Source organism: Tenacibaculum amylolyticum (assembly GCF_964511145.1).
In the GTDB taxonomy this organism is placed as follows: domain Bacteria; phylum Bacteroidota; class Bacteroidia; order Flavobacteriales; family Flavobacteriaceae; genus Polaribacter; species Polaribacter amylolyticum.
Genome location: NZ_CAZEFZ010000026.1, coordinates 30,468 through 52,640 on the forward strand (window position 1 = coordinate 30,468; position 22,173 = coordinate 52,640).

18 protein-coding genes are annotated in these 22,173 nt (G+C 31.3%); 14 read left to right on the forward strand and 4 right to left on the reverse strand.

Features of this window, described 5'->3' with window-relative positions:
- The first annotated feature begins 38 nt into the window (after positions 1-38).
- From ACKTTC_RS08465 to ACKTTC_RS08515, 11 genes are all read left to right on the forward strand, one after another.
- Positions 39-1,052, forward strand: a complete 1,014-nt coding sequence (locus ACKTTC_RS08465) for a LacI family DNA-binding transcriptional regulator (protein ID WP_408039372.1) — start codon at positions 39-41, stop codon at positions 1,050-1,052.
- A 132-nt stretch (positions 1,053-1,184) separates the two neighbouring features.
- Entirely contained in the window at positions 1,185-2,561 is a 1,377-nt protein-coding gene (locus tag ACKTTC_RS08470; protein WP_408039373.1) for an MFS transporter, read from the forward strand.
- Positions 2,554-3,210, forward strand: a complete 657-nt coding sequence (gene pgmB, locus ACKTTC_RS08475; RefSeq protein WP_408039374.1) for a beta-phosphoglucomutase — start codon at positions 2,554-2,556, stop codon at positions 3,208-3,210. Before ACKTTC_RS08470 ends, pgmB begins: the two co-directional genes overlap by 8 nt.
- Positions 3,211-3,234: 24 nt before the next feature.
- The gene (locus ACKTTC_RS08480) at positions 3,235-5,544 is read left to right on the forward strand and encodes a glycoside hydrolase family 65 protein (protein WP_408039375.1); all 2,310 of its coding nucleotides are present in this window, start codon (positions 3,235-3,237) and stop codon (positions 5,542-5,544) included.
- Between the two features lie 25 nt (positions 5,545-5,569).
- Positions 5,570-6,520: an alpha/beta hydrolase gene (locus ACKTTC_RS08485; protein ID WP_408039376.1), complete on the forward strand. Its 951-nt coding sequence runs from the start codon at positions 5,570-5,572 to the stop codon at positions 6,518-6,520.
- Positions 6,520-8,901, forward strand: a complete 2,382-nt coding sequence (locus tag ACKTTC_RS08490) for a glycoside hydrolase family 31 protein (protein ID WP_408039377.1) — start codon at positions 6,520-6,522, stop codon at positions 8,899-8,901. Before ACKTTC_RS08485 ends, ACKTTC_RS08490 begins: the two co-directional genes overlap by 1 nt.
- Positions 8,902-8,903: 2 nt before the next feature.
- Positions 8,904-10,583 carry an alpha-amylase family glycosyl hydrolase gene (locus ACKTTC_RS08495; protein ID WP_408039378.1) on the forward strand — a complete coding sequence of 560 codons (1,680 nt, stop codon included), beginning with the start codon at positions 8,904-8,906 and terminating at the stop codon, positions 10,581-10,583.
- Between the two features lie 9 nt (positions 10,584-10,592).
- Entirely contained in the window at positions 10,593-12,713 is a 2,121-nt protein-coding gene (locus tag ACKTTC_RS08500) for a glycoside hydrolase family 97 protein (protein WP_408039379.1), read from the forward strand.
- Positions 12,714-12,722: 9 nt separating this feature from the next.
- Positions 12,723-14,159, forward strand: coding sequence for an alpha-amylase family glycosyl hydrolase (locus ACKTTC_RS08505; RefSeq protein WP_408039380.1), 1,437 nt, complete (start codon positions 12,723-12,725; stop codon positions 14,157-14,159).
- A gap of 275 nt (positions 14,160-14,434) precedes the next feature.
- Positions 14,435-15,226, forward strand: a complete 792-nt coding sequence (locus ACKTTC_RS08510) for a hypothetical protein (RefSeq protein ID WP_408039381.1) — start codon at positions 14,435-14,437, stop codon at positions 15,224-15,226.
- 169 nt (positions 15,227-15,395) lie between these two features.
- A complete protein-coding gene (locus tag ACKTTC_RS08515) occupies positions 15,396-15,965 on the forward strand; it encodes a DUF4251 domain-containing protein (RefSeq protein WP_408039382.1) in 570 nt (189 codons plus the stop codon).
- 11 nt (positions 15,966-15,976) lie between these two features.
- On the opposite strand, the gene ACKTTC_RS08520 is transcribed toward ACKTTC_RS08515, so the two are convergent.
- Entirely contained in the window at positions 15,977-16,348 is a 372-nt protein-coding gene (locus ACKTTC_RS08520) for a winged helix-turn-helix transcriptional regulator (protein WP_408039383.1), read from the reverse strand.
- A 205-nt stretch (positions 16,349-16,553) separates the two neighbouring features.
- On the opposite strand from ACKTTC_RS08520, the gene ACKTTC_RS08525 reads away from it, so the two are divergent.
- Positions 16,554-17,495, forward strand: a complete 942-nt coding sequence (locus tag ACKTTC_RS08525; RefSeq protein ID WP_408039384.1) for an NADP-dependent oxidoreductase — start codon at positions 16,554-16,556, stop codon at positions 17,493-17,495.
- A 69-nt stretch (positions 17,496-17,564) separates the two neighbouring features.
- Here ACKTTC_RS08525 and ACKTTC_RS08530 read toward each other — a convergent pair whose 3' ends face one another.
- Together ACKTTC_RS08530 and ACKTTC_RS08535 are read right to left on the reverse strand one after the other, a co-directional pair.
- Positions 17,565-18,602, reverse strand: coding sequence for a bestrophin family protein (locus ACKTTC_RS08530; RefSeq protein WP_408039385.1), 1,038 nt, complete (start codon positions 18,600-18,602; stop codon positions 17,565-17,567).
- 14 nt (positions 18,603-18,616) lie between these two features.
- Complete coding sequence (locus ACKTTC_RS08535) at positions 18,617-19,141, reverse strand: DUF4442 domain-containing protein (protein WP_408039386.1); 525 nt, start codon at positions 19,139-19,141, stop codon at positions 18,617-18,619.
- 124 nt (positions 19,142-19,265) lie between these two features.
- On the opposite strand from ACKTTC_RS08535, the gene ACKTTC_RS08540 reads away from it, so the two are divergent.
- Together ACKTTC_RS08540 and ACKTTC_RS08545 are read left to right on the forward strand one after the other, a co-directional pair.
- The gene (locus tag ACKTTC_RS08540; protein WP_408039387.1) at positions 19,266-20,147 is read left to right on the forward strand and encodes a helix-turn-helix domain-containing protein; all 882 of its coding nucleotides are present in this window, start codon (positions 19,266-19,268) and stop codon (positions 20,145-20,147) included.
- A gap of 193 nt (positions 20,148-20,340) precedes the next feature.
- On the forward strand, positions 20,341-21,117 hold the full coding sequence (locus ACKTTC_RS08545) for a nuclear transport factor 2 family protein (protein WP_408039388.1): 777 nt from the start codon (positions 20,341-20,343) through the stop codon (positions 21,115-21,117).
- Positions 21,118-21,227: 110 nt separating this feature from the next.
- Here ACKTTC_RS08545 and rlmF read toward each other — a convergent pair whose 3' ends face one another.
- Positions 21,228-22,085: a 23S rRNA (adenine(1618)-N(6))-methyltransferase RlmF gene (gene rlmF / locus ACKTTC_RS08550; protein ID WP_408039389.1), complete on the reverse strand. Its 858-nt coding sequence runs from the start codon at positions 22,083-22,085 to the stop codon at positions 21,228-21,230.
- Between the last annotated feature and the right edge of the window lie 88 nt (positions 22,086-22,173).

Here is a 22,173-nt window from a genome sequence, read left to right on the forward strand (position 1 = left end):
GATAATATAATCTGATTTTTTTATCAGTTTTGTAAAATATGAAGCCAAAAATTACCATAAAAATAATCGCTAAAGAGCTGGGAGTATCAACTTCCACTGTTTCGAAAGCTTTACGTGATAGTCATGAAATAAGCCACGAAACAAAAGAACGAATAAAAGCCTATGCTAATTATTACAATTATAGGCCTAATAATTTAGCTTTACAATTAAGAAACCAAAAAACAAAAGTGATTGGTATTGTATTGCCTAAAATAGTACACCACTTTTTCTCAACAGTTATTAGTGGAATTGAAAATGTAGCTAATAAAAGAGGCTATAATATTATGGTTTGTTTCTCAAATGAAAACCAAGAAAAAGAGATTGAAACGATTAATGTACTTACTAATGGAAGTGTAGATGGTTTAATTGTTTCTATAGCTAAAGAAACTCTTAGAAACAAGGAATTAGGACATTTCTACAGGTTAATTAGCAATGAAGTTCCATTAGTGTTATTCGATAGAGTACATGATTCTATTAATTGTGATAAAGTAATTGTAGATGATATAGGAGCAGGGTATAAGGCAACAAAACATTTGATAGATAAGGGTTGTAAAAACATAGCTATTATTACAACTCCAGAGCATGTAACAGTAGGTTTAGATCGATATCAAGGTTATGAAAGAGCTTTAAAAGAGTCTGGAATCAAAATAGACAAAAGCCTAGTAGTGAATGTAGATGAGAAAGAAAGTATTTATGACCAAATAGCTCTTTTGTTTTCTCAAAATATTGATGCTGTCTTCGCTGTAAATGAAATCTATGCTGCTATCGCAATTCGAATAGCAAAAGAAAAAGGTATTAAAATACCTGAAGAGCTTTCTGTAATAGGTTTTACAGATGGACTAATTTCTGAATATTCATCTCCATCTATTACGACTATAGTTCAACACGGATTTACAATGGGCGAGCAAGCTGCTGAACTTTTAATAGATAGAATAGAAGGTGCTGAAAATGAAGTTAACCCACAAACAAAAGTAATTTCTAGTAACTTAAAAATAAGAGAATCTAGCAGGTAAAAGTTATTTTTTCAAAAACATAAACAAAAAAACTCTATATTTGGCAACATAAAGACTTATCAATAATTTTCTTTTCTGCACAAAAATGATAAGTCTCAGCGCTTATCGTAGTATTAATTAATAATTACGATAATGAATAAGCGTAAATTAAGTTTCTGGGAAATTTGGAACATGAGTTTCGGTTTCCTCGGTATACAGTTCGGTTTCGCCTTACAAGGCGGATTTATGTCTAGAATTTTTCAAACTCTTGGAGCCTCAAAAGATGATATTCCTTTTCTATGGATTGCAGCTCCACTTACAGGGTTATTAGTTCAACCAATTATAGGATACTTAAGTGATCGTACTTGGAGTCCAAGATGGGGAAGAAGAAGACCTTACTTTCTGATCGGAGCTGTTTTCAGTTCTTTAGCATTATTTTTTGCCCCACATTCTCCTGCATTATGGGTTGCTGTTGGTTTTTTATGGATACTAGACGCTTCTATTAATATCTCTATGGAGCCTTTTAGAGCATTGGTTGCAGATAAACTCCCAAAATCTCAAAGATCTTATGGTTTTGTAGTACAAACATTAATAATTGGTATTGGAACATGGGTAGCAAGTAATTTACCTTGGTTAGTATCTAAATTAGGAGTTAGCGATGCTGCTGAATTAGGTGTTGTACCAATGTCTGTAAAAGTTGCTTTTGCTATTGGTGCTTTTGTTTTCTTAACAAGTATATTATATACAGTGTTTACTACATCAGAATATCCTCCTGAAGATATGGAAGAATTTGAAAAAGAGAAAGCAAAAAAGAATCAGTTTATACCTGATATCTTAAATAATATTGGCAGTATGCCAGCCACTATGAAAAAATTAGGAGTTGTACAGTTTTTTAGTTGGTTTGCATTTTTCACACTTTGGAGTATGGCAAACCCAGCATTAACAGAGCATGTATTTAATGCTCCTGCTCCAATTGAAACTAATTATAACTTAGAAATTCCAGATCAATTAAATGCATACAATACAGCCAACACTGCTTTTCAAAAAGCATCAAATTTAGTTGGTTCATACATGGGAATATATGGTTTATCTTCTATGGTTTTCGCTTTACTTTTAGTTTTATACACTTCACGCAGAAGAATTAATAGAAAGTATGTGCATATGGTTTCTTTAATTTTAGGAGGTTTAGGTTTTTTAATAATGAAATATATTCCTTCACATGAATATTTGGCACTTTCTTTTATTCTTATAGGTTTTGCGTGGGGAAGTATATTATCAATGCCATATGCTATGTTATCCAGCTCTGTAAATCCAAAGAAAATGGGAGTAATCATGGGGATATTTAACATGTTCATTGTTATCCCACAAATTGTTGCTGCTATTGGAGGAGTTGTATTTATATCAAACTTATTAGGAGAAGAAACAATAAACGCTATGACAGTAGCAGGAATTTCGCTAATTCTTGGAGGTCTAGCAAATTTTTTAATTACAAATAAAAAAGCAATTACGTACGAAATAGAAAATGAATAAGAGAGGATTCATATTTGACTTAGATGGTGTTATTGTAGACACTGCTAAATACCACTTTTTAGCTTGGAAGAAATTAGCTAACGATGTAGGAATTGATTTTACAGAAACTCAAAATGAACAATTAAAAGGAGTTAGTAGAGTAAAATCATTAGAGAAGATTTTAAACTGGGGAAACATCACTGTTTCCGAAGAAAAATTCCATCAATTAATGGATCAGAAGAATCAAGACTATCTTTCCTATATTGATACGATGACAGCTAATGAAATCCTAGTTGATGTACCCCGAATTTTACAACATTTAAAACAAGAAAATCAAGGTGTAGCTTTAGGTTCTGCTAGTAAAAATGCAAGAGCTATTTTAAAAAAAGTAGCGTTATACGAAACTTTTGATGCTATTGTAGATGGAACTAATGTTTCTAAGGCTAAACCAGACCCAGAAGTGTTTTTAATAGCAGCTAAAGAGCTAAATATAGCACCAGAACAATGTGTAGTTTTTGAAGACTCTATTGCGGGAATTCAAGCTGCCAATAGTGCAAATATGATTTCTATAGGAATAGGTGAAGAAGATGTGCTTTCGGAAGCAAACTTTGTATTTAAAGATTTTTCCGAAATATCTACAGACTTCATTAACAAATTAATAAACAAATAAACAGCTTCAACAAACAAATTAGAAATGAATCAAGATTATATTATACCAAATGAGTGGTCGATTATTGAGGAAGGATTTGATGATAGTAGAGTAAAATCTTCCGAAAGTTTATTTAGTATAGGTAACGGTGCCATGGGGCAACGTGCTAATTTTGAAGAAAAATATACTGGACAAACTTTTCAGGGAAGTTATATAGCAGGAGTTTATTACCCAGATAAAACCAGAGTTGGTTGGTGGAAAAATGGATATCCTGAGTATTTTGCTAAAGTTTTAAATGCACCAAATTGGATTGGTATTAACGTATTTATAAATTCAGTTGAATTGGATTTAAACACGTGTAAAGAAATTAAAAACTTCAGACGCGAGTTAAATATGCAAGAAGGTTGGTTAGCGCGTAGCTTTACAGCAACTTTACCAAACGATATTACAATTGAAGTAAAAACAAAACGCTTTTTAAGTATCGATATCGACGAAGTAGGTGCAATTGAGTATACAGTAACTCCTATATCTAGTGATGCAACTATTACATACCAACCGTATTTAGATAGTGGTATTCATAACGAAGATACTAACTGGGACGATCAGTTTTGGAATACATTAAATGTAGTGTCAGAAAACAATCAAGCATTTATAGAAGCGCATACAATGAAAACTAATTTTCATACTTGCACTTTTATGCAATCAGAATTCTATATTAATTCTGAAAAACAAAATATTGCCCCAGAAACTAACGCAACAGAAACTAGTGTTTCTTTTAAATATGAAGCACTAGTAAAAGCAAATCAAAGCTTTAGTATTCATAAGTTCGGTGGTTATGTTGTAGACACGAATCATGATAAAAATCAATTAGTAACTGCTGCAAAAAACACTTTAAAACTAGCAACAGATTTAGGCTTTGTGGCTTTATTAGCTCAACAAAAAGAAGCTTGGGCTGCTATTTGGGAAATGGCTGATATTACTATTGATGGAGATGTAAAAGCACAACAAGGTATCCGTTTCAATATCATGCAATTAAACCATACTTATTTAGGTAAAGATGCTCGCTTAAATATTGGACCTAAAGGATTTACTGGTGAGAAATATGGAGGAAGCACGTACTGGGATACGGAAGCATATTGCTTGCCTTTCTATATGGCTACTAAAAATCAAGAAGTAGCAAAAAGCTTGTTAACTTACAGATATAATCAGTTAGATAAAGCCATAGAAAATGCCGAGAAAAACCTAGGATTTAAAAATGGTGCTGCATTGTATCCTATGGTAACTATGAATGGTGAAGAATGCCATAACGAATGGGAAATTACCTTTGAAGAAATTCACAGAAATGGAGCTATTGCTTTTGCCATCTTTAATTACCATCGTTATACTAATGATTACAGCTATATACCAGAAATGGGATTAGAAGTACTTATTGGAATTGCTCGTTTTTGGCATCAAAGAGTAAACTTCTCTGAAGACAAGCAAAAATATGTAATGCTAGGTGTTACAGGACCTAATGAGTATGAGAATAATGTAAATAATAACTGGTATACAAATTATATTGCGAAATGGTGTATCAACTATGCTTTAGAGAATATTGAAATTATTCAAAAAGAATACACAGAAGATTATGAGCGAATTTTAGCAAAAACTAAATTTACAGCAGCAGAATTAGCTGATTGGAAAAAGGTAGCTGATAATATGTATTTCCCTTATTCAGAAAAACATGGAGTGTATTTACAGCAAGACGGTTTCTTAGACAAAGAATTAATCACTGTAGCTAATTTAGATCAAACACAACGTCCTATCAATCAAAAATGGAGTTGGGATCGTATTTTACGTTCTCCTTATATAAAGCAAGCAGATACTTTACAAGGTTTTTATTTCTTCGAAGATCAATTTACTCAAGAAGAATTAGAAAGACATTTTGATTTTTATGAGCCTTTTACAGTTCATGAAAGTTCTTTATCTCCTTGCGTACATAGTATTCAGGCAGCAAAACTAGGAAGAATGGAACAAGCGTATACATTCTACCTAAGGACTTCTCGTTTAGATTTAGACGATTATAACAAAGAAGTAGAAGAAGGACTGCATATTACCTCAATGGCGGGTACTTGGATGAGTATTGTAGAAGGTTTTGGAGGAATGAGAGTTACAAACGGAATGTTAAGCTTTACACCTCAAATTCCAGAACAATGGGATGCTTATTCATTTAAAATAAACTTCAGAAATCAAATTTTAAAAATAAAAGTTTCTAAAAACGGAACTGAGTTTGAATTAGAAGGCAATAATGAATTAGATCTATTGGTTAATAATACAAAGATCACTGTAAAACCTAACAGTTTAGTAACTGTTTAAAATAAAAAGTTCGTTAAATTTAAAGATGAAAAAAGTTCTATACATACTGTTTCTGTTCTTTATAGCAGGACAACTAAGTGCACAACAGAAAAATCAGCAAGCTTTAAAAGCTAAAAAGCTCTCAAAAGCTGTACTTTTTGATGGTACTTTGGAACGTATAGAACTTTTTCCTTCTAAATATATAAAAGAGAGACCTGTAGGTATTTGGCTACCAAAAGGATATTCAAAAGATAAAAAGTACGCAGTACTATACATGCATGATGGCCAAAACTTATTTGATGCAACTACCACTTGGAATAAACAAGAATGGAAAATAGATGAATGGGCTTCGAAACTAATGCAACAGAAAAAAATTAGAAATGTTATTGTAGTAGGAATACATAGCATTTCTGATTTAAGATGGCGCGATTTATTTCCTGAAAAAGCAATTGATTACTTTCCTAAGAAAGCATTAGATACAATGAATGTAAATTCTGAATTAGATAATCTAAGTAAAGGCTTAAAAGGCGATGAATATCTTAAGTTTCTTACAAAAGAGTTAAAACCCTTTATAGATGAAAATTATGCTACATTATCAGATCAACAAAATACGTTTGTAGGAGGTTCTTCTATGGGCGGATTAATGTCTATGTATGCAATCACACAGTATCCAGAAGTTTTTTATGGAGCTGCTTGTTTATCTACACATTGGCCAGGAATTAATCCAATGAAAAAAAATCCTTTTGCAGAAGCTATCTTTAATTATTTAGAAGCTAACATTCCATCGTCCAAAAATCATAAATTTTATTTTGATTATGGTACAGAAACACTAGATCAATATTATTTACAATACGCAATTAAAGTTGATCGTATTTTCAAATCAAAAGGATATACAGATAAAAACTTTGAAAATATAAAGTTTGAAGGAGCAGATCATAGCGAAAACTCTTGGAATAAACGATTAGACATACCCTTACTATTTTTATTACAGAACTAATGAAACGATTTATAATCGCATTTTTATGTACTACTGCGGTAGTATTTGGACAGAATACCAATAGATTTTTTAAAACTGCTGCTATGCAATCAGAAGATGTGTTGCAAGTAGTTGTTTCTGATGGAATCTATAAAATTCGTTTTTTTACTCCTGAAATTATTGAAACTGCATTTATTCCTAATGGTGAATCTTATAAAGAAACATCACATGCAGTAGTTTTACAACCAGAAAAACTAGCTGTAAAATTACGCGAAAGTGAAAATTCACTTGCTTTTAAAACAAAAAAAAGTGCAGTAATCATACAAAAATCGCCTTTTCAAATACAATATTATTACAAAGACATTTTAATTACTTCTGAAAAAGAAGGCTTTTTAAAAAAAGATAAAAATGATGCTATTCAATTCAATCTAAATCCAAATGAAACATTATATGGAGGAGGAGCCAGAGCACTTGGAATGAATAGGAGAGGCAATCGTTTGCAATTATACAATAGAGCACATTACGGATACGAAACACGAGCTGAGTTAATGAATTATGCCATGCCTTTAGTGGTATCGTCTAATAAATACATGATTCATTTCGATAATGCTCCTATTGGTTATTTAGATTTAGACAGCAAAAAAAATAACACACTTACTTACGAAACCATTTCTGGTAGAAAAACTTATCAAGTAATTATGGGAGATTCATGGTATGAATTGATCGATAATTATACGGATTTAACAGGAAAACAGCCGATGATACCACGTTGGGCCTTAGGGAATTTTGCTAGCCGATTTGGATATCACTCAGAAAGAGAAACTCGCAATACAATCAAAGCCTTCAAAAAAGAGAAAATTCCTGTAGATGCTGTAATCTTAGATTTATACTGGTTTGGTAAAGATATTAAAGGAACCATGGGAAATTTAGAAGTGTATAAAGACTCCTTTCCTAATATGAAGCAAATGGTAAGTGATTTAAAAAATCAAGGAGTTAAAACCATTCTAATTACGGAACCTTTTGTACTAACAACTTCAAAAAAATGGAATGAAGCAGTAAAAAAAGATGTTTTAGCAAAAGACTCTTTAGGAAAACCATATACCTACGATTTCTATTTTGGAAATACAGGATTGATAGATATTTATAATCCAAAAGGAAAAAAATGGTTCTGGAATGTATATGACAATTTAAAACATCTTGGTGTAGCAGGAATTTGGGGAGACTTAGGAGAACCAGAAGTTCATCCTTCTCAATTACTACATGCAACAGGAACAGCTGATGAAGTACACAATATTTACGGACACGATTGGGCCCGATTAATTGCTGAAGGTTACGCTAAAGATTATCCTAACGAACGTCCATTTATTTTGATGCGAGCAGGGTATTCAGGTTCGCAACGTTTTGGCCTAATTCCATGGTCTGGAGATGTTAACAGAACTTGGGGAGGATTACAAAGCCAGCCAGAAATAGCTTTACAAATGGGAATGCAAGGTCTTGGATTTATGCATTCAGATTTAGGAGGTTTTGCCGGAGCAAATTTAGACGACGATTTATACATTCGTTGGTTACAATATGGAGTTTTTCAACCTGTTTACAGACCGCATGCACAAGAAGAAGTACCGAGTGAACCTGTATTTAGAAGCGATAGAGCTAAAAAGTTAGCAAAAAAGGCAATTGAATTACGTTATAAATTATTACCATATAATTACAATTTAGTTTTTCAAAATTATAGAACAGGAGCTCCTTTAATGCGTCCATTATTCTTTGAAGAAGATACCTCAGAATTATTAAATAATGCTACGAGTTATTTCTGGGGAAATGATTTCTTAATCACACCAATTGTAAATCCTAATGTAACAGAAAAAGAAGTCTATTTCCCAAAAGATAACTATTGGTTCAACTTTTATACAGATACTATTATTAAAGGTAATGGGGCACAGAAAGTAACTGTTGTAGAAGATCATATTCCTACTTATGTACGTGCAGGAGCTTTTATTCCTATGACTAATAAAAGTATACAAACTACAGAAGAATATACATTTAATGCTTTCGATTTACATTTTTATTATCATCCTTCTGTAGAAGAAAGTAAAACAGAAATTTATAGCGATGATGGTAAAACACGTAATGCTTATGAAAAAGAAGCTTATGAAGTATTACAAATTTCAGCAGAAGTTTCTAAGAAGAAAATAATTATAGACTTTTCTGATCATGTAGGAGAAGAATATATGATTGGAAATAAAAAAATGAATTTAATTATTCATAACATTACTAGTAAGCCCAAAAAAGTAAAACTAAATAGAAAAGCTACTGATTTTAATTGGGATACATCTAAACATCAACTAACTATTCCTTTTAACTGGGATTTAAACAAACGAACTGAATTAACTATAAAACTATAGTAATGAAAAAAATAATTCTATATAGCCTATTAAGTGTCGTAACATTTATTAGCTGTAAACCTAGTAAAGCAGAACAAACTGCAAAGAAAGAAACTAAAGAAAGCTCAAAAACACCATTTGTATGGAATGGAGCTAATTTATACTTCTTATTGACAGATCGTTTTAATAATGGAGATACTTCGAACGACATTAACTTCGATAGAACTAAAGAAACAGCTAAACTTCGAGGTTTTGAAGGAGGTGATTTAAAAGGAATTACACAAAAAATCAAAGATGGTTATTTCGACAAACTAGGAATCAATGCTATTTGGATGACACCAATTGTAGAGCAAATTCATGGTGGAACAGATGAAGGAACTGGTGTAACTTATGGATTTCATGGATATTGGACAAAAGATTGGACAAATATCGATCCTAATTACGGAACAAGCGAAGATTTAAAAGAATTGGTAAAAACTGCACATGAACATGGTATTAGAATTTTATTAGATGCTGTAATCAATCATACTGGGCCAGTTACTGAAAAAGATCCTGTTTGGCCAGAAGAGTGGGTGCGTACAGAACCACAATGTACCTATGATAGCTATGAGAATACCATTACATGTACTTTAGTTAAAAACTTACCAGATATTAAAACGGAAAGCAATGAAGAAGTTGCTTTACCACCACAATTAGTAGCAAAATGGAAAGCTGAAGGGCGTTACGAACAAGAAGTAAAAGAATTAGACGAATTCTTTGAAAGAACTGGATATCCAAGAGCGCCAAGATTTTACATTATCAAATGGTTAACAGACTATATTAAAGAATATGGAATAGATGGATATAGAGTTGATACTGTAAAACATACAGAAGAAAATGTATGGCAAGAATTTAAAAAAGAAAGTGATTATGCTTTTGCAGAATGGAAGAAAAACAATCCAGATAAAGTATTAGATAAGAATCCATTTTACTTAGTAGGAGAAGTATATAATTACGGAATATCTGGAGGGAAAAACTTCAATTTTGGAGACAAAACAGTAAATTATTTTGACAATGCATTCAATAGTTTAATCAATTTTGAAGCGAAATGGAATGCAAAACAAATGTCATTTAAAGACTTTAATAGAAAGTACGATAGTATTTTAAATAACGATTTAAAAGCATATGGAGTATTAAACTATTTAAGTTCTCACGACGATGGACAGCCATTTGATCCTAAAAGAGAACAACCTTTTGAATCAGCTAACAAACTATTATTAGGACTAGGAACTTCTCAAGTATATTATGGAGATGAATCTGCTCGTTCATTAGTAATAGAAGGAACTATTGGCGATGCTACATTACGTTCTTTCATGAATTGGGATGCGATTAACAATGATAAAAAAACACAAGAAGTACTAGCATACTGGCAAAAACTAGGACAATTCAGAAAAAATCATCCAGCTGTAGGAGCAGGAAAAGATCAAACAATAAGTGAAGCTCCATATGTGTTTTCAAGAACCTATAAAACAAACGATTATACAGATACAGTTGTTATTGGAGTAGAATTACCTGAAGGAACAAAAGAAATAACTGTAAGCCCCGTGTTTAAAGACGGTGATGTCGTGAAAGATGCATTTTCAAATACAACACTTACAGTAAAAGATGGTAAAGTTGCTGTACCAGCAAATCAATCAGTAATCTTATTAGAAATAATTAAATAATCATCCCCAATGAAGAATACATATTTATATGTAATTTGTATGTTACTAGCTGTTTCCTGTAAAAAGGAAACAACTAGAGCTACAAATGTAACTTCTCCAAACAAAGTTCTAAAAGTAGCGTTTGGTTTAAATAAAGAGAAACAACCATTTTATCTTGTTAAGAAAGAAGATAAAACAGTTATAGACACTTCTTATTTAGGATTCGAATTTAAAAATGCGAAAGCATTAAAACACGGACTTAAAATTTCAAGTACAAAAGAGACTACGTTTAATGAAACATGGCAAATGCCGTGGGGAGAACAGTTAGATGTTGTTAATAATTACAATGAGTTAAAAGTAGATTTAGAAGAAGAAAATGAGCCCAATCGTAAATTCTCTGTAGTTTTTAAAGTATATAACGATGGAATTGGATTTCGATACGAATTTCCTAAACAACAAGGCGTAGACGAAGTATTAATTACAGAAGAAAATACAGAGTTTAATTTAACCGAAGATTATAAAACATTCTGGATTCCTGGAGATTGGGATATCTATGAACATTTATACAACACAACGTCGCTATCTAAAATAGATGCAATTGCTAAAGCAGATCATGTGAATCTAGCACAAACTAGTATTCCAAATAATGCTGTAAATACACCAGTTACAATGGTAGGTAAAGATGGAACACATCTAAGTTTTCATGAAGCAGCCTTAGTAGATTACTCAGGAATGACGTTAGGTGTAGATACTGAAAATTTAGGATTAAAAAGCATTTTAGTTGGTTCTAAAAGAAACGATTATAAAGTAAAACGTAAACTTCCTTTTAATACCCCTTGGAGAACAATTCAGATTACGAACAATGCACCAGATTTAATTGAATCAAATTTAATAGTTAACCTAAACGAGCCTAATAAATTAGAAGACATTTCATGGTTTAAGCCAATGAAATACACTGGAGTTTGGTGGGAAATGCATTTAGGAAAATCATCTTGGAGTTATGGTATGACCAAAGATGAGAAAGGAAAATGGGTAGATACTGGAAAAGCACATGGAAAACATGGTGCAACTACAGAAAATGTAAAACGTTTCATCGATTTTTCTGCAAAAAACAATATCAAAGGAGTATTAGTAGAAGGTTGGAATACAGGTTGGGAACACTGGATTGGTTTTGAAGATAGAGAAGGAGTATTCGACTTTGTAACACCTTACCCAGATTACGATTTAGACGAAGTTGTACGTTACGGAAAAGAAAAAGGTGTCGATATTATTATGCATCATGAAACTTCTGCTGCTACAGATACCTATACCAAACAGCAAGACACTGCATTTGCGTTAATGAAAAAACATGGAATTCATTCTGTAAAAACTGGATACGTTGGTAAAATCTTGCCAAAAGGAGAATTTCATCATGGACAACACATGGTAAACCATTACAATAATACAGTTGAAAAAGCAGCAAAATATCAAGTAGCAATCAATGCACATGAACCAATTAAAGCTACAGGACTTAGACGTACTTATCCAAATACTATTTCGAGAGAAGGTTTACGTGGACAAGAATTTAATGCTTGGTCTTCAGATGGAGGAAATCCACCAGAACATTTACCAATTGTTGCATTTACAAGAATGTTAGCTGGGCCAATAGACTTTACGCCAGGTATTTTCAATATCAAATTTGATGAGTATAACAAAACCAATCAGGTTAATACAACACTAGCACAACAATTGGCTTTATATGTTGTTATTTATAGTCCAATACAAATGGCTGCTGATTTAGTAGAGCATTATGAAGCAAATCCAACAGCACTTCAATTTATAAAAGATGTAGGAGTAGATTGGATACAAACAAAAGTATTAAATGGTGAAGTTGGAGAATATGTAACTATTGCTCGTGAAGAGCGTGAGACAAATAATTGGTTTTTAGGAGCTATTACAGATGAAAACGCTAGAGAATTGACTATCAATTTCGATTTTCTTGAAGAAGGAGCTACCTATAAAGCTACTATTTATAAAGATGGTGAAAATGCACACTGGGATACAAATCCATTAGATTTAGTTGTTGAGACTAAAGAGGTAACCAATTCAACAAAAATGAACTTAAAACTAGCTGCCGGTGGAGGAGTAGCTATGAGTATTATCAAACAATAAAAACAAAGAATGAAAAAAATAATCCCTATTTTTTTAGCAGCTTTATTAATTGCTTCTTGTAAAACGGAAGCTCCTAAAAAAGGAGAAGAAAAATCTATAGCTGAAGCTAAAGATGAACCAACTCCTACAATTAATGATTACTTGGAAACTGCAGTTATTTACGAAGCTAATATCCGTCAGTATTCAAAAGAAGGTACATTTAACGCTTTTACGAGAGACATTCCTAAATTGAAACAATTAGGAGTAAAAATCATATGGTTAATGCCAATATTCCCGATATCAGAAACGAAAAGAAAAGCTACTGGAGATAAGTTTGCGAGCGATTTTCCTGAAGATGAACGTTCAAAATATTTAGGAAGCTATTATGCTGTGTCAGATTTTAAAAAGATCAATCCAGAATTTGGAACAATTGAAGATTTTAGAAAATTAGTTAAAGTAGCACATCATAATGGAATATATGTGATTTTAGATTGGGTACCTAACCACACAGGATGGGATCATACTTGGATAAAAACGAATCCTGATTTCTATACTAAAAACGACAAAGGAGAAATAACCGATCCTTTAAATGAAGATGGAACTCCAGTAGGTTGGGCAGATGTTGCAGATTTAAATTACGACAATCCTGAATTGAGAAAACAAATGATAGCAGATATGTCATACTGGCTTACAGAAGAAAATGTTGATGGATTCAGATGCGATGTCGCTGGATCTGTACCTACTACTTTCTGGAAAGAAGCAATTCCTCAACTTAGAGATAAAAAAGACATATTTATGTTAGCAGAAGCTTGGGAACCGGAATTATTAGAAGACGGATTATTTGATATGGGATATGGTTGGGATCGTCATCATACCATGAATCATATTGCCAAAGGAGAGAAAAAAGTAGCCGCTTGGGATGAAAATTATGCAAAAGACACAGCAAGATATCAAAAAGATGATATTTTAATGACATTTGTAACAAATCATGATGAAAACTCATGGAATGGAACTGTAGAGGAAAGAATGGGAGATGCTACAGATGTATTTACGGTATTAAGTTATGCAGCTCCAGGAATGCCATTAATCTATTCAGGACAAGAGTATGGTTTAAAACACCGTTTAAAGTTTTTTGAAAAAGATTCTATTCCTAAAACTAAAGGTAAAGAATGGCATTTGTTACAGAAATTAGCTGACTTAAAGCAACATAATAAAGCTTTTAATGGAGGAAAAAAAAGCGCTCCTTATCATAGAATTGGAACTTCAAATGATAATATTTTAGCATTTTCTAGAAAAAAAGAAGGAGATTCATTTACCTTGGTAGCTAATTTATCTAAAGAAGCACAACCGTTTACAAGCGAGTTAAACGGTACTTATAAAGATGCTATTTCTGGAGAAGTTCTTACTTTCTCAGGAACTAAAGAGCATACATTAGAACCTTGGCAGTATTATATTTTAGTAAAATAGAAAATACTTTTTGTGAAGTATTTAAATATAAAAGAGCAACTTATTTAAATAAGTTGCTCTTTTTTTTTTAATCTCAATATAAAAATTGCATAACGAAATTAAATGATTTTTATAACATACTTATAGCTTAAAAAACAGTGCTTTTTCCCCTTTTTAATAAAGAGATTTTACCTTACCATAGATACATCACATCTAAATAGTTTTGTTGATGTCTTTAATAGCTATTCAATCAGACATCATATTTTAAATTAAAAATCAAAACCAAAATTTTAAGGATGAAAATATTTTATAACTGCTTATTATTAGTAATGAGTTTATTAGTTTTTAGTTGTCAAAACAATAATGAAGAAGGAATAGATACTACAACTGAAAGAGACATTGAAGTTAACTCATTATTACAAAAAGAAAGAGAAGCTACTACGATAAACGTGAATCACAGATACAATTATTACGGAAAAGAATTTGAAGTAACCTATGTATTTGACAACGAAACAAAAAAAATAATAGACGCTTACGGAGACGTAGCTATTGCTAAAGAAATTTTCAGTAAAGAAAAAAGCCCAGAAGGATCACTTGTAGTCTCAAAAGAAGAAAATAAAAGGTTTGTAGCTATCAACTTTATGATTTTCGATACCGCTGGTGAAATTGATATTCATTTAGAAAAAACGTCTGGTAAAATCAAAGAAAAAGTACCTTCTTCTTTAAACAGAAATAAATGCTTTAATACTAGTTTATATGGAGAAACGGATGTGCATTTTTACGAAGATACAGGTTACAATAGAGAGTTTCATAATATTAAAGGAATTGATAGAAGAGTTCATGGAATTCAATATTTGAGTACAGAAAATGATAAAATAAGCTCATTCTATATGAATTCACCTAAAAGAGCGCAGCTTCACTTTTATGAGCACAGCTGTTATACAGGAAAAAGATTGACTTTTGATAAAGGTTTTAATTCATTTTATGGTGTAAACGACTTAAGTTTATACACTTTATCAGGTTGGTGGTTCTGGAGAAAATCATGGAACGATCAGGCTTCTTCATTATGGTTAATCCAAAGAAGTTAACAAAAGTTTAATTTGTCAAAAAAGATAATTAAAATCTTTTCCAACTGATAATCAACATTATAAAACACTAAACAACGACGATTTACAATAGTTAAACCGTCGTTTTTTAACATCTCATTATCAGTGTTTTACACAAAAATTTCGTATTTTTGATAGAAAGTCTATTATTATGAGAAATTACGCCCTGTTTTTAATTGCTTTACTTTTTATGGTTGGATGCGCTTCAAATAATCCTGTTGCAACTCAACAGCAACGCGAGGAAGCACAAACCTTTGTTACTACCAAATCTTTTAAAATAGATTCTGAATGGGCTTACCCTAGAGTTACTAGTGCTATGATTAGTTTGCAAAATGCAGGCTTATTTCCAAATAACAGTACCGCAAGCATGATTGATATCTCTGCTCATGATAATTATTTTATTATGGATAAAGATACTGTAGATGCTAAATTACCATACTATGGAGAACGTCAATTTGGAGCTGCTTATGATAGAACGAATGGAGGCGGAATAGAGTTTAAAGGAGTTCCTGAAGATGTTGTTACTACAAAAACTAAAAACGGATATAAAATAAACTTTAGAATTAGAGGAAGTAATGATCGTACAGAAACATATAGAGTTAATATTCTAGTTTACGATAACTTAAGCGCTAAGATTAATATCTTTAGTTCACATAGACTTACTATTGAGTATAGAGGTAAAGTAACAGATATACCTAATGAAGAAGGAGAAGAGAGTTAATTACAGCTTTATTATTGTTCAATTACTTCACCTTTTTCTTTTATAATTTCCATTCCCCAGCTAGCAATAGCATTCAATACTGGAGTTAATGTCTTACCAAATTCTGTAAGCTCGTATTCTACTTTTAGAGGTGGCTTCTTTGTATATACAGTCCTAGTAATTAAACCATCTTTTTCCAATTGTTTTAATTGCAAACTTAATGTACGTTCTGTAATTGTAGAAATTAGCTTTCGTAATTCATTATAACGCTTTTTTCCATCTGTTAAGTAAATCAAAATAACACTTTTCCATTTTCCTCCAATTAACTCCATGGCAACACTTGTACTACAAGAGAACAATTTATCATTATACTTTATAAGTCGTTTAGGATGATTATTTTCCATATTTCTATTAAAAACCACAAATTTAATATACTATATAATTTTATACAACTATCTTTTTTATAGTATAAAAAACAAATTTAAAAACCTATCAAACAGTAGTTTAAAAAACAATGATAGCTACTATCATTTCTAACCGTTATTGTGCAGCATATAATCTATAATTACTTTTATAACTATCATTTTGATAGTATAATTTATAAATAATATGAAAACAATTCTTTTAGAAAAAACTGGAGGAGTGGAAAACTTCTTATATAAAGAAACAGTACAACCTAAAATTTCAGAAAATGAAGTTTTAGTTGCGGTAAAAACTTTGAGTGTAAATCCAGTAGATTATAAAGTACGTGGAAATGAAGCTGTATTAGAAGCTATTTATGGAGAAAAACGACCTTCTATATTAGGCTGGGATATTGCAGGGACCGTAAGTTCAGTAGGAGATAAAGTTTCAAAATTTAACGTAGGAGACCGTGTTTTTGGGATGATTAATTTTCCTGGTCAGGGTGAAGCTTATGCGGAGTATGTAGCTGCTAAAGAAGATCATTTAGCTTTGATTCCAGATACTATTTCTTTTGAAAATGCTGCAGCAACGACATTAGCTGCTTTAACAGCTTTACAAGTTTTAAAAAATAATGTACGAAAGGGAGATCGTGTACTTATTCATGCAGGATCTGGTGGAGTAGGGCATTTTGCTATTCAAATAGCAAAATCAATGGGAGCTTATGTAATTTCTACAAGCTCTGCGAAGAATAAAGAGTTTATAATGTCTTTAGGTGCTAATGAACATATAGATTATAGAACACAAGTATTTCAAGAAATATTAACAGACATTGATTTTGTTTTCGATATGTTTAATGGTGAAACTTTATTAAACTCTGTAAAAGTAGTTAAGCAAGGAGGAAAAATAGTATCTATTCCAACACCTGAATTTTCTGAAGAAGTAATGAGTTTAGCTAATCAAAAAAACATTTCTGTTGAATTTTTAATGGTACAATCTAATGGGGAAGATATGAATAGACTTAAAAATTTATTAGCCGAAGGAACTATAAAACCACATATCTCTAAAACATTTGCATTTAATGAAATGGATAAAGCTCATGAGCAATTAGAAAGTGGAAGAACAATTGGAAAAGTTGTTGTAACAGTTTAACTTTTTTAAGAGTTAATTCATTTAATAAGGTTTAGCGTTCTATCTAAACCTTATTAAATTTTAGTAATGTTATAATAAAACATTATTTTTTGCTTCAATAGGCTTTGGTAAGTCTGTTTCACCAAGCATTTCTCTTAAATCTATTTCTATAGTTCTACATAAAGAAAGCATTGGAATATCATTTCCTAAACCTTCAAAAGGATTTTCAGAATAATCTCCTACTAATTCCATCATTAAAAATACCCAACCTACCACAACTGTAAATGGAATTGACAACCAAATACCAAATTCACCTAACTTAGTAAATTCAGAAACCATTCCAAAGGGTAGCATAAAAATAAAAATGCTTATAAAAAGAAAACTTGTACTAGCATATTGCCTAGGCAATGGAAACTTTTTAATACGCTCACATTTTCCTTGATGTGTATAAAATAAATTCAGTAATTGCTGTAACTCTACATGTCTAAAATCATCTATAACATCATTAGCTCTCAGTTTATTAAGCTCTGTTGCCTGACTTGCAATAATTTGTGTAGCCGTGTTTTTACAATTAATTAAATAGTTGTATTGTTCTTTAGGTAAAAACTCTTGTAAACATACCTCTGAATATTCATCTTTATACAAACCAACACCAAACTGCTGTAAACGTTTTTTAGCCAATTTACTAACGTGTTTTCCTTGACTAACATGTTCCCAAGGTGTTGGTATTAACAATTGACTTCTTAGTGCATACAGCCAGCCAATGTGCGTATATATAAGATTCTTCTTAATTCCTGCTAACTCAGCATCTGATAAATTCTCATTTCTAAATTGATTAGAAATATAGCCTGTAACACTAGCAGCCCAACTTCTACTGTCGTTTACAATAGCACCCCAAATTTTACGAGCTTCCCATAAACGATCGTATGCGTTGTTATTTTTAAATCCAACATAAAAAGCAACTGCTGTACCTATTAGGGAAATAGGCAACCAAGGCAATGAAAAAATTTGAGAGTTGGTGTACTTATATAAAAGTACCACTAATAAAGACCATAAAGTTAACCATACTAAATGACCGCCTGTAAAGTTTAAAATACTTCTTAAACTGAAATTCTTTTTTACATACATAGAATTATGTTGTTTTAACCTTTCTTTTGCTTTCGTTTATTTTTATAGAAAGATTTTTCTGCAATATAAATGGTCTTTTTTACTTCACAAAAAACAACAGTTTTATCTTTATTAGTAAGTTGTGTCGATTTTATAATTTCTATTTCCTTTTCTTTTGCAACTCTAGTTTTAATAGCTTCTAATTCTTCTTCTGTATAAATAAACTCAGCATAGGTGTGTTCTTTTGCAGGTCGTTTGAAAGAAATCTCAGCATATTTATCCCAAACTACATATTCGTCTCCAATTAAATTAATTAACTGCACCATTGGTATAGGATCTACTGCAGAGAATAAACTTCCTCCAAAAATTGAATTCACATAATTTCTATTCTTATAACTAATAGGCAATTTTACCTTTACATATAATAAATCTTTAGAAACTTCTTTAATTCTACCCGTACTTCTACGATACATTGGAGATAGATTGAAACCATATTTGAATAGTTTAGACTTACCAATGTATTTTGAACCTACACTAGCTATTTTTTGATAAATTGACATTCCTTAAAAAACTTTATTACGTTTATTTCCTATTTATGATTGAAATATCCAAAGTTAAAATTATTAATTTTAGTGATCTCAACAGAAACGTTTATATTGAGTTCAATATTACTGTAAATCTTTTATGAGTACTGAAAAAATTCCTCAAATAGCTTTTAATCCAAAAAAGAATAAAGTTCTTGGTGTAGAAATTATTTCTATTGAAAATTTAATGTCTCGTAATCAAAAAACAGATCATAGTCCAGAGAAAGCACATGTTTTAAAATTTAACATGATTGTATTATTTACAGGAGGAGAAAGCGAGCAATTAGTAGACTTCGTATGGCATAAAGTTTCTAAAAACACAGTAATTTATCTAACTAGAGGGCAAGTTAATGCTTTTAAATTCAATAAAAATCTAAAAGGCTATTTGATTTTATTTACTAATAAATATCTCGAAAAGCAATTGAATGCATTACCTCAAACAACAACTATAAGACTTTTAACGTCTCATTTGTTTTCTCCTAAAATTGAAATACCTAAAGACTTATTTATTAAAAAGTACTTTCATTTATTCTATAAAGAGTTTTATAAAGCAAATGAAACACACATAGATACTTCAACAATACATCACTTATTTGTTATTCTATTTAATAAATTAGAACGTCTTAAAACCAATCAGCTTCCACAAATAAAAAATACTGAGCGATTTTCTATTTTTCTAAAATTTAAAGAGTTATTAGAAAGTGAATACGCTAAGAACAGGAATGCCGATTATTACGCTAAAGAGCTCCATATTACTTATAAACATTTGAATATTATTTGTAAAGAAGTGGTACATGCAACTGCCAAACAATTTATAGATGATTTCATTATACTTCAGGCAAAAAGAGCGTTAATTAACTCTACAGACAGAAGCTCAAATATTGCTTATGCTATGGGATTTGAAGAACCAACCAACTTCATCAAATATTTTAAAAAGCGTACAGGATATACTCCTAATGCTTTTAAAAAGATACATTCCTAGTTCTAATTGGTTCGATATTTACCTTTTTTATCATTGCTTTCACCTTTTTAAAACTGTAGGTCTATTATAGTTTTGCATTGGATTTTTAAATAACTGTTAGATGAAAAATTTGGCGTACGTATTTGTAATACTCTTGCTAAGTATCTCTTGTAAAACAACAACTCAAAAAGACAATCATAAAACAACACAGAAAATGGAAATATCAAACAAAGAAAAAGCAACAGCTTTATTAACAAGTTTAGAAACTGGAGACAAAACGCCTATTGGTTATATTAACCCTAATAAATACATTCAACATAATTTAGCTGTTAGCGATGGATTAGCTGGGTTTGGCGCTGTAGTACAAAATGCTCCTGAAGGAGGTTTTAAAGCGAATGTAGTACGATCATTTCAAGATGGAGATTATGCTTTTACACATACTATTTACGACTTTTTTGGGCCAAAAATTGGTTTTGATGTATTTCGATTCGAAGATGGAAAAATCGTTGAACATTGGGATAATTTGATAGCTATTTTCCCTGCAAATCCTAGTGGACATACACAAACTGATGGGCCAACAAAAGCTGCTGATTTAGATAAAACTGATGCTAATAAAGCTTTAGTAAGCGATTTTATCGATACAATTTTAGTAAAAGGTGAAATGGATAAAATTGGAAATTATATTGATAACGAACAATACACTCAACACAATCCACAAATCGCAGACGGTTTAGCTGGTTTAGGAAAAGCCTTAGAAGAACTAGGAAAACAAGGTATTCATATGGTGTATACTAAGAATCATAAGATTTTAGGGGAAGGAAACTTTGTGTTAACCATTAGCGAAGGTACATTTGGTAATCAGCCTACATCTTTCTATGACTTATTTAGAGTAGAGAATGGTAAGATAGTTGAGCATTGGGATACAATAGAAACCATTATACCTGAAGCTGAAAGAAAGAACACAAACGGCAAGTTTAATTTCCCTAGTTAAATCTTTCAAGTAAAGAAAATTACAAATTTATAATCCCTTAAGCTGTCTATTTTGTGTAAGAATAGACAGTTTTTTATTACAAAGAGGCTTAATACTATTAAAAAAAACTTTTATAGATCATTCATAAAAGACCAGACTAAAATTCTTGTTTTCTTATTTCCATGTTCCATAGGAATTACCTTAAAAGAAGCTTTTAATTTAGACAGTTGTTTCTCTACTTTGGTTAGTGTTTCCTTTTTAGAAATTAAGCTCGTGAAATATCCCACTTGTTTTTTAAACAACACACTTTGCTTAATCATTCTCTTAAGAAACAATGCTTCACCACCATTACACCACAATTCGTTTGCTTGTCCACCAAAATTAAGCTCATTCCCTTTTATTTGAAGGTTTTTCAGCTTTCTTTCTGTTCCTTTCATAGCTTCTTTTTCTGATGTATGAAAAGGAGGATTACACATGGTAAAATCGTAAAAATCTGATTCTTTTATGATTCCAGTAAAAATGCTTGCATTATCAGTTTGGTGAATAATAGATACTTTTTCTTGTAACGCAGGTGTAAAGCTAATGTTTTTCTTTGCTGCAGTAATACTGGCTAAATTGATGTCACAACCTGTCATATTCCAATCATATACTTGTGCACCTAGCATAACATAAATAGCATTCGCTCCAGTTCCTATATCTAATCCTCTACGATTTTTATGCTCTGGAAATAAATCTGCAATATGATGAACATAATCTACTCGGCTTGGAATAGGAGGGCACAAGAAACCTTCAGGCAATTCCCAATCTATAACATTATAATACACTATTAATAACGCTTTATTTAAAGCAATTACAGCCTTAGGATTTGCAAAATCGATTGTTAAAGAACCATGTGAGTTTGTAAAAACATATTCTTTTAAACCTGTATAAGCTAGCTGTAATTCCTTAAAACTATAAGAAGTTTCTCGATGTAAGTTTCGTGTGTGCATGTGGTTCAAAAGTACTTAAAACCTTTCAAACATAAAATGAAATAATTACCATCTAGAAACTAAAAAACTATTAAACCAAGGGACTAAA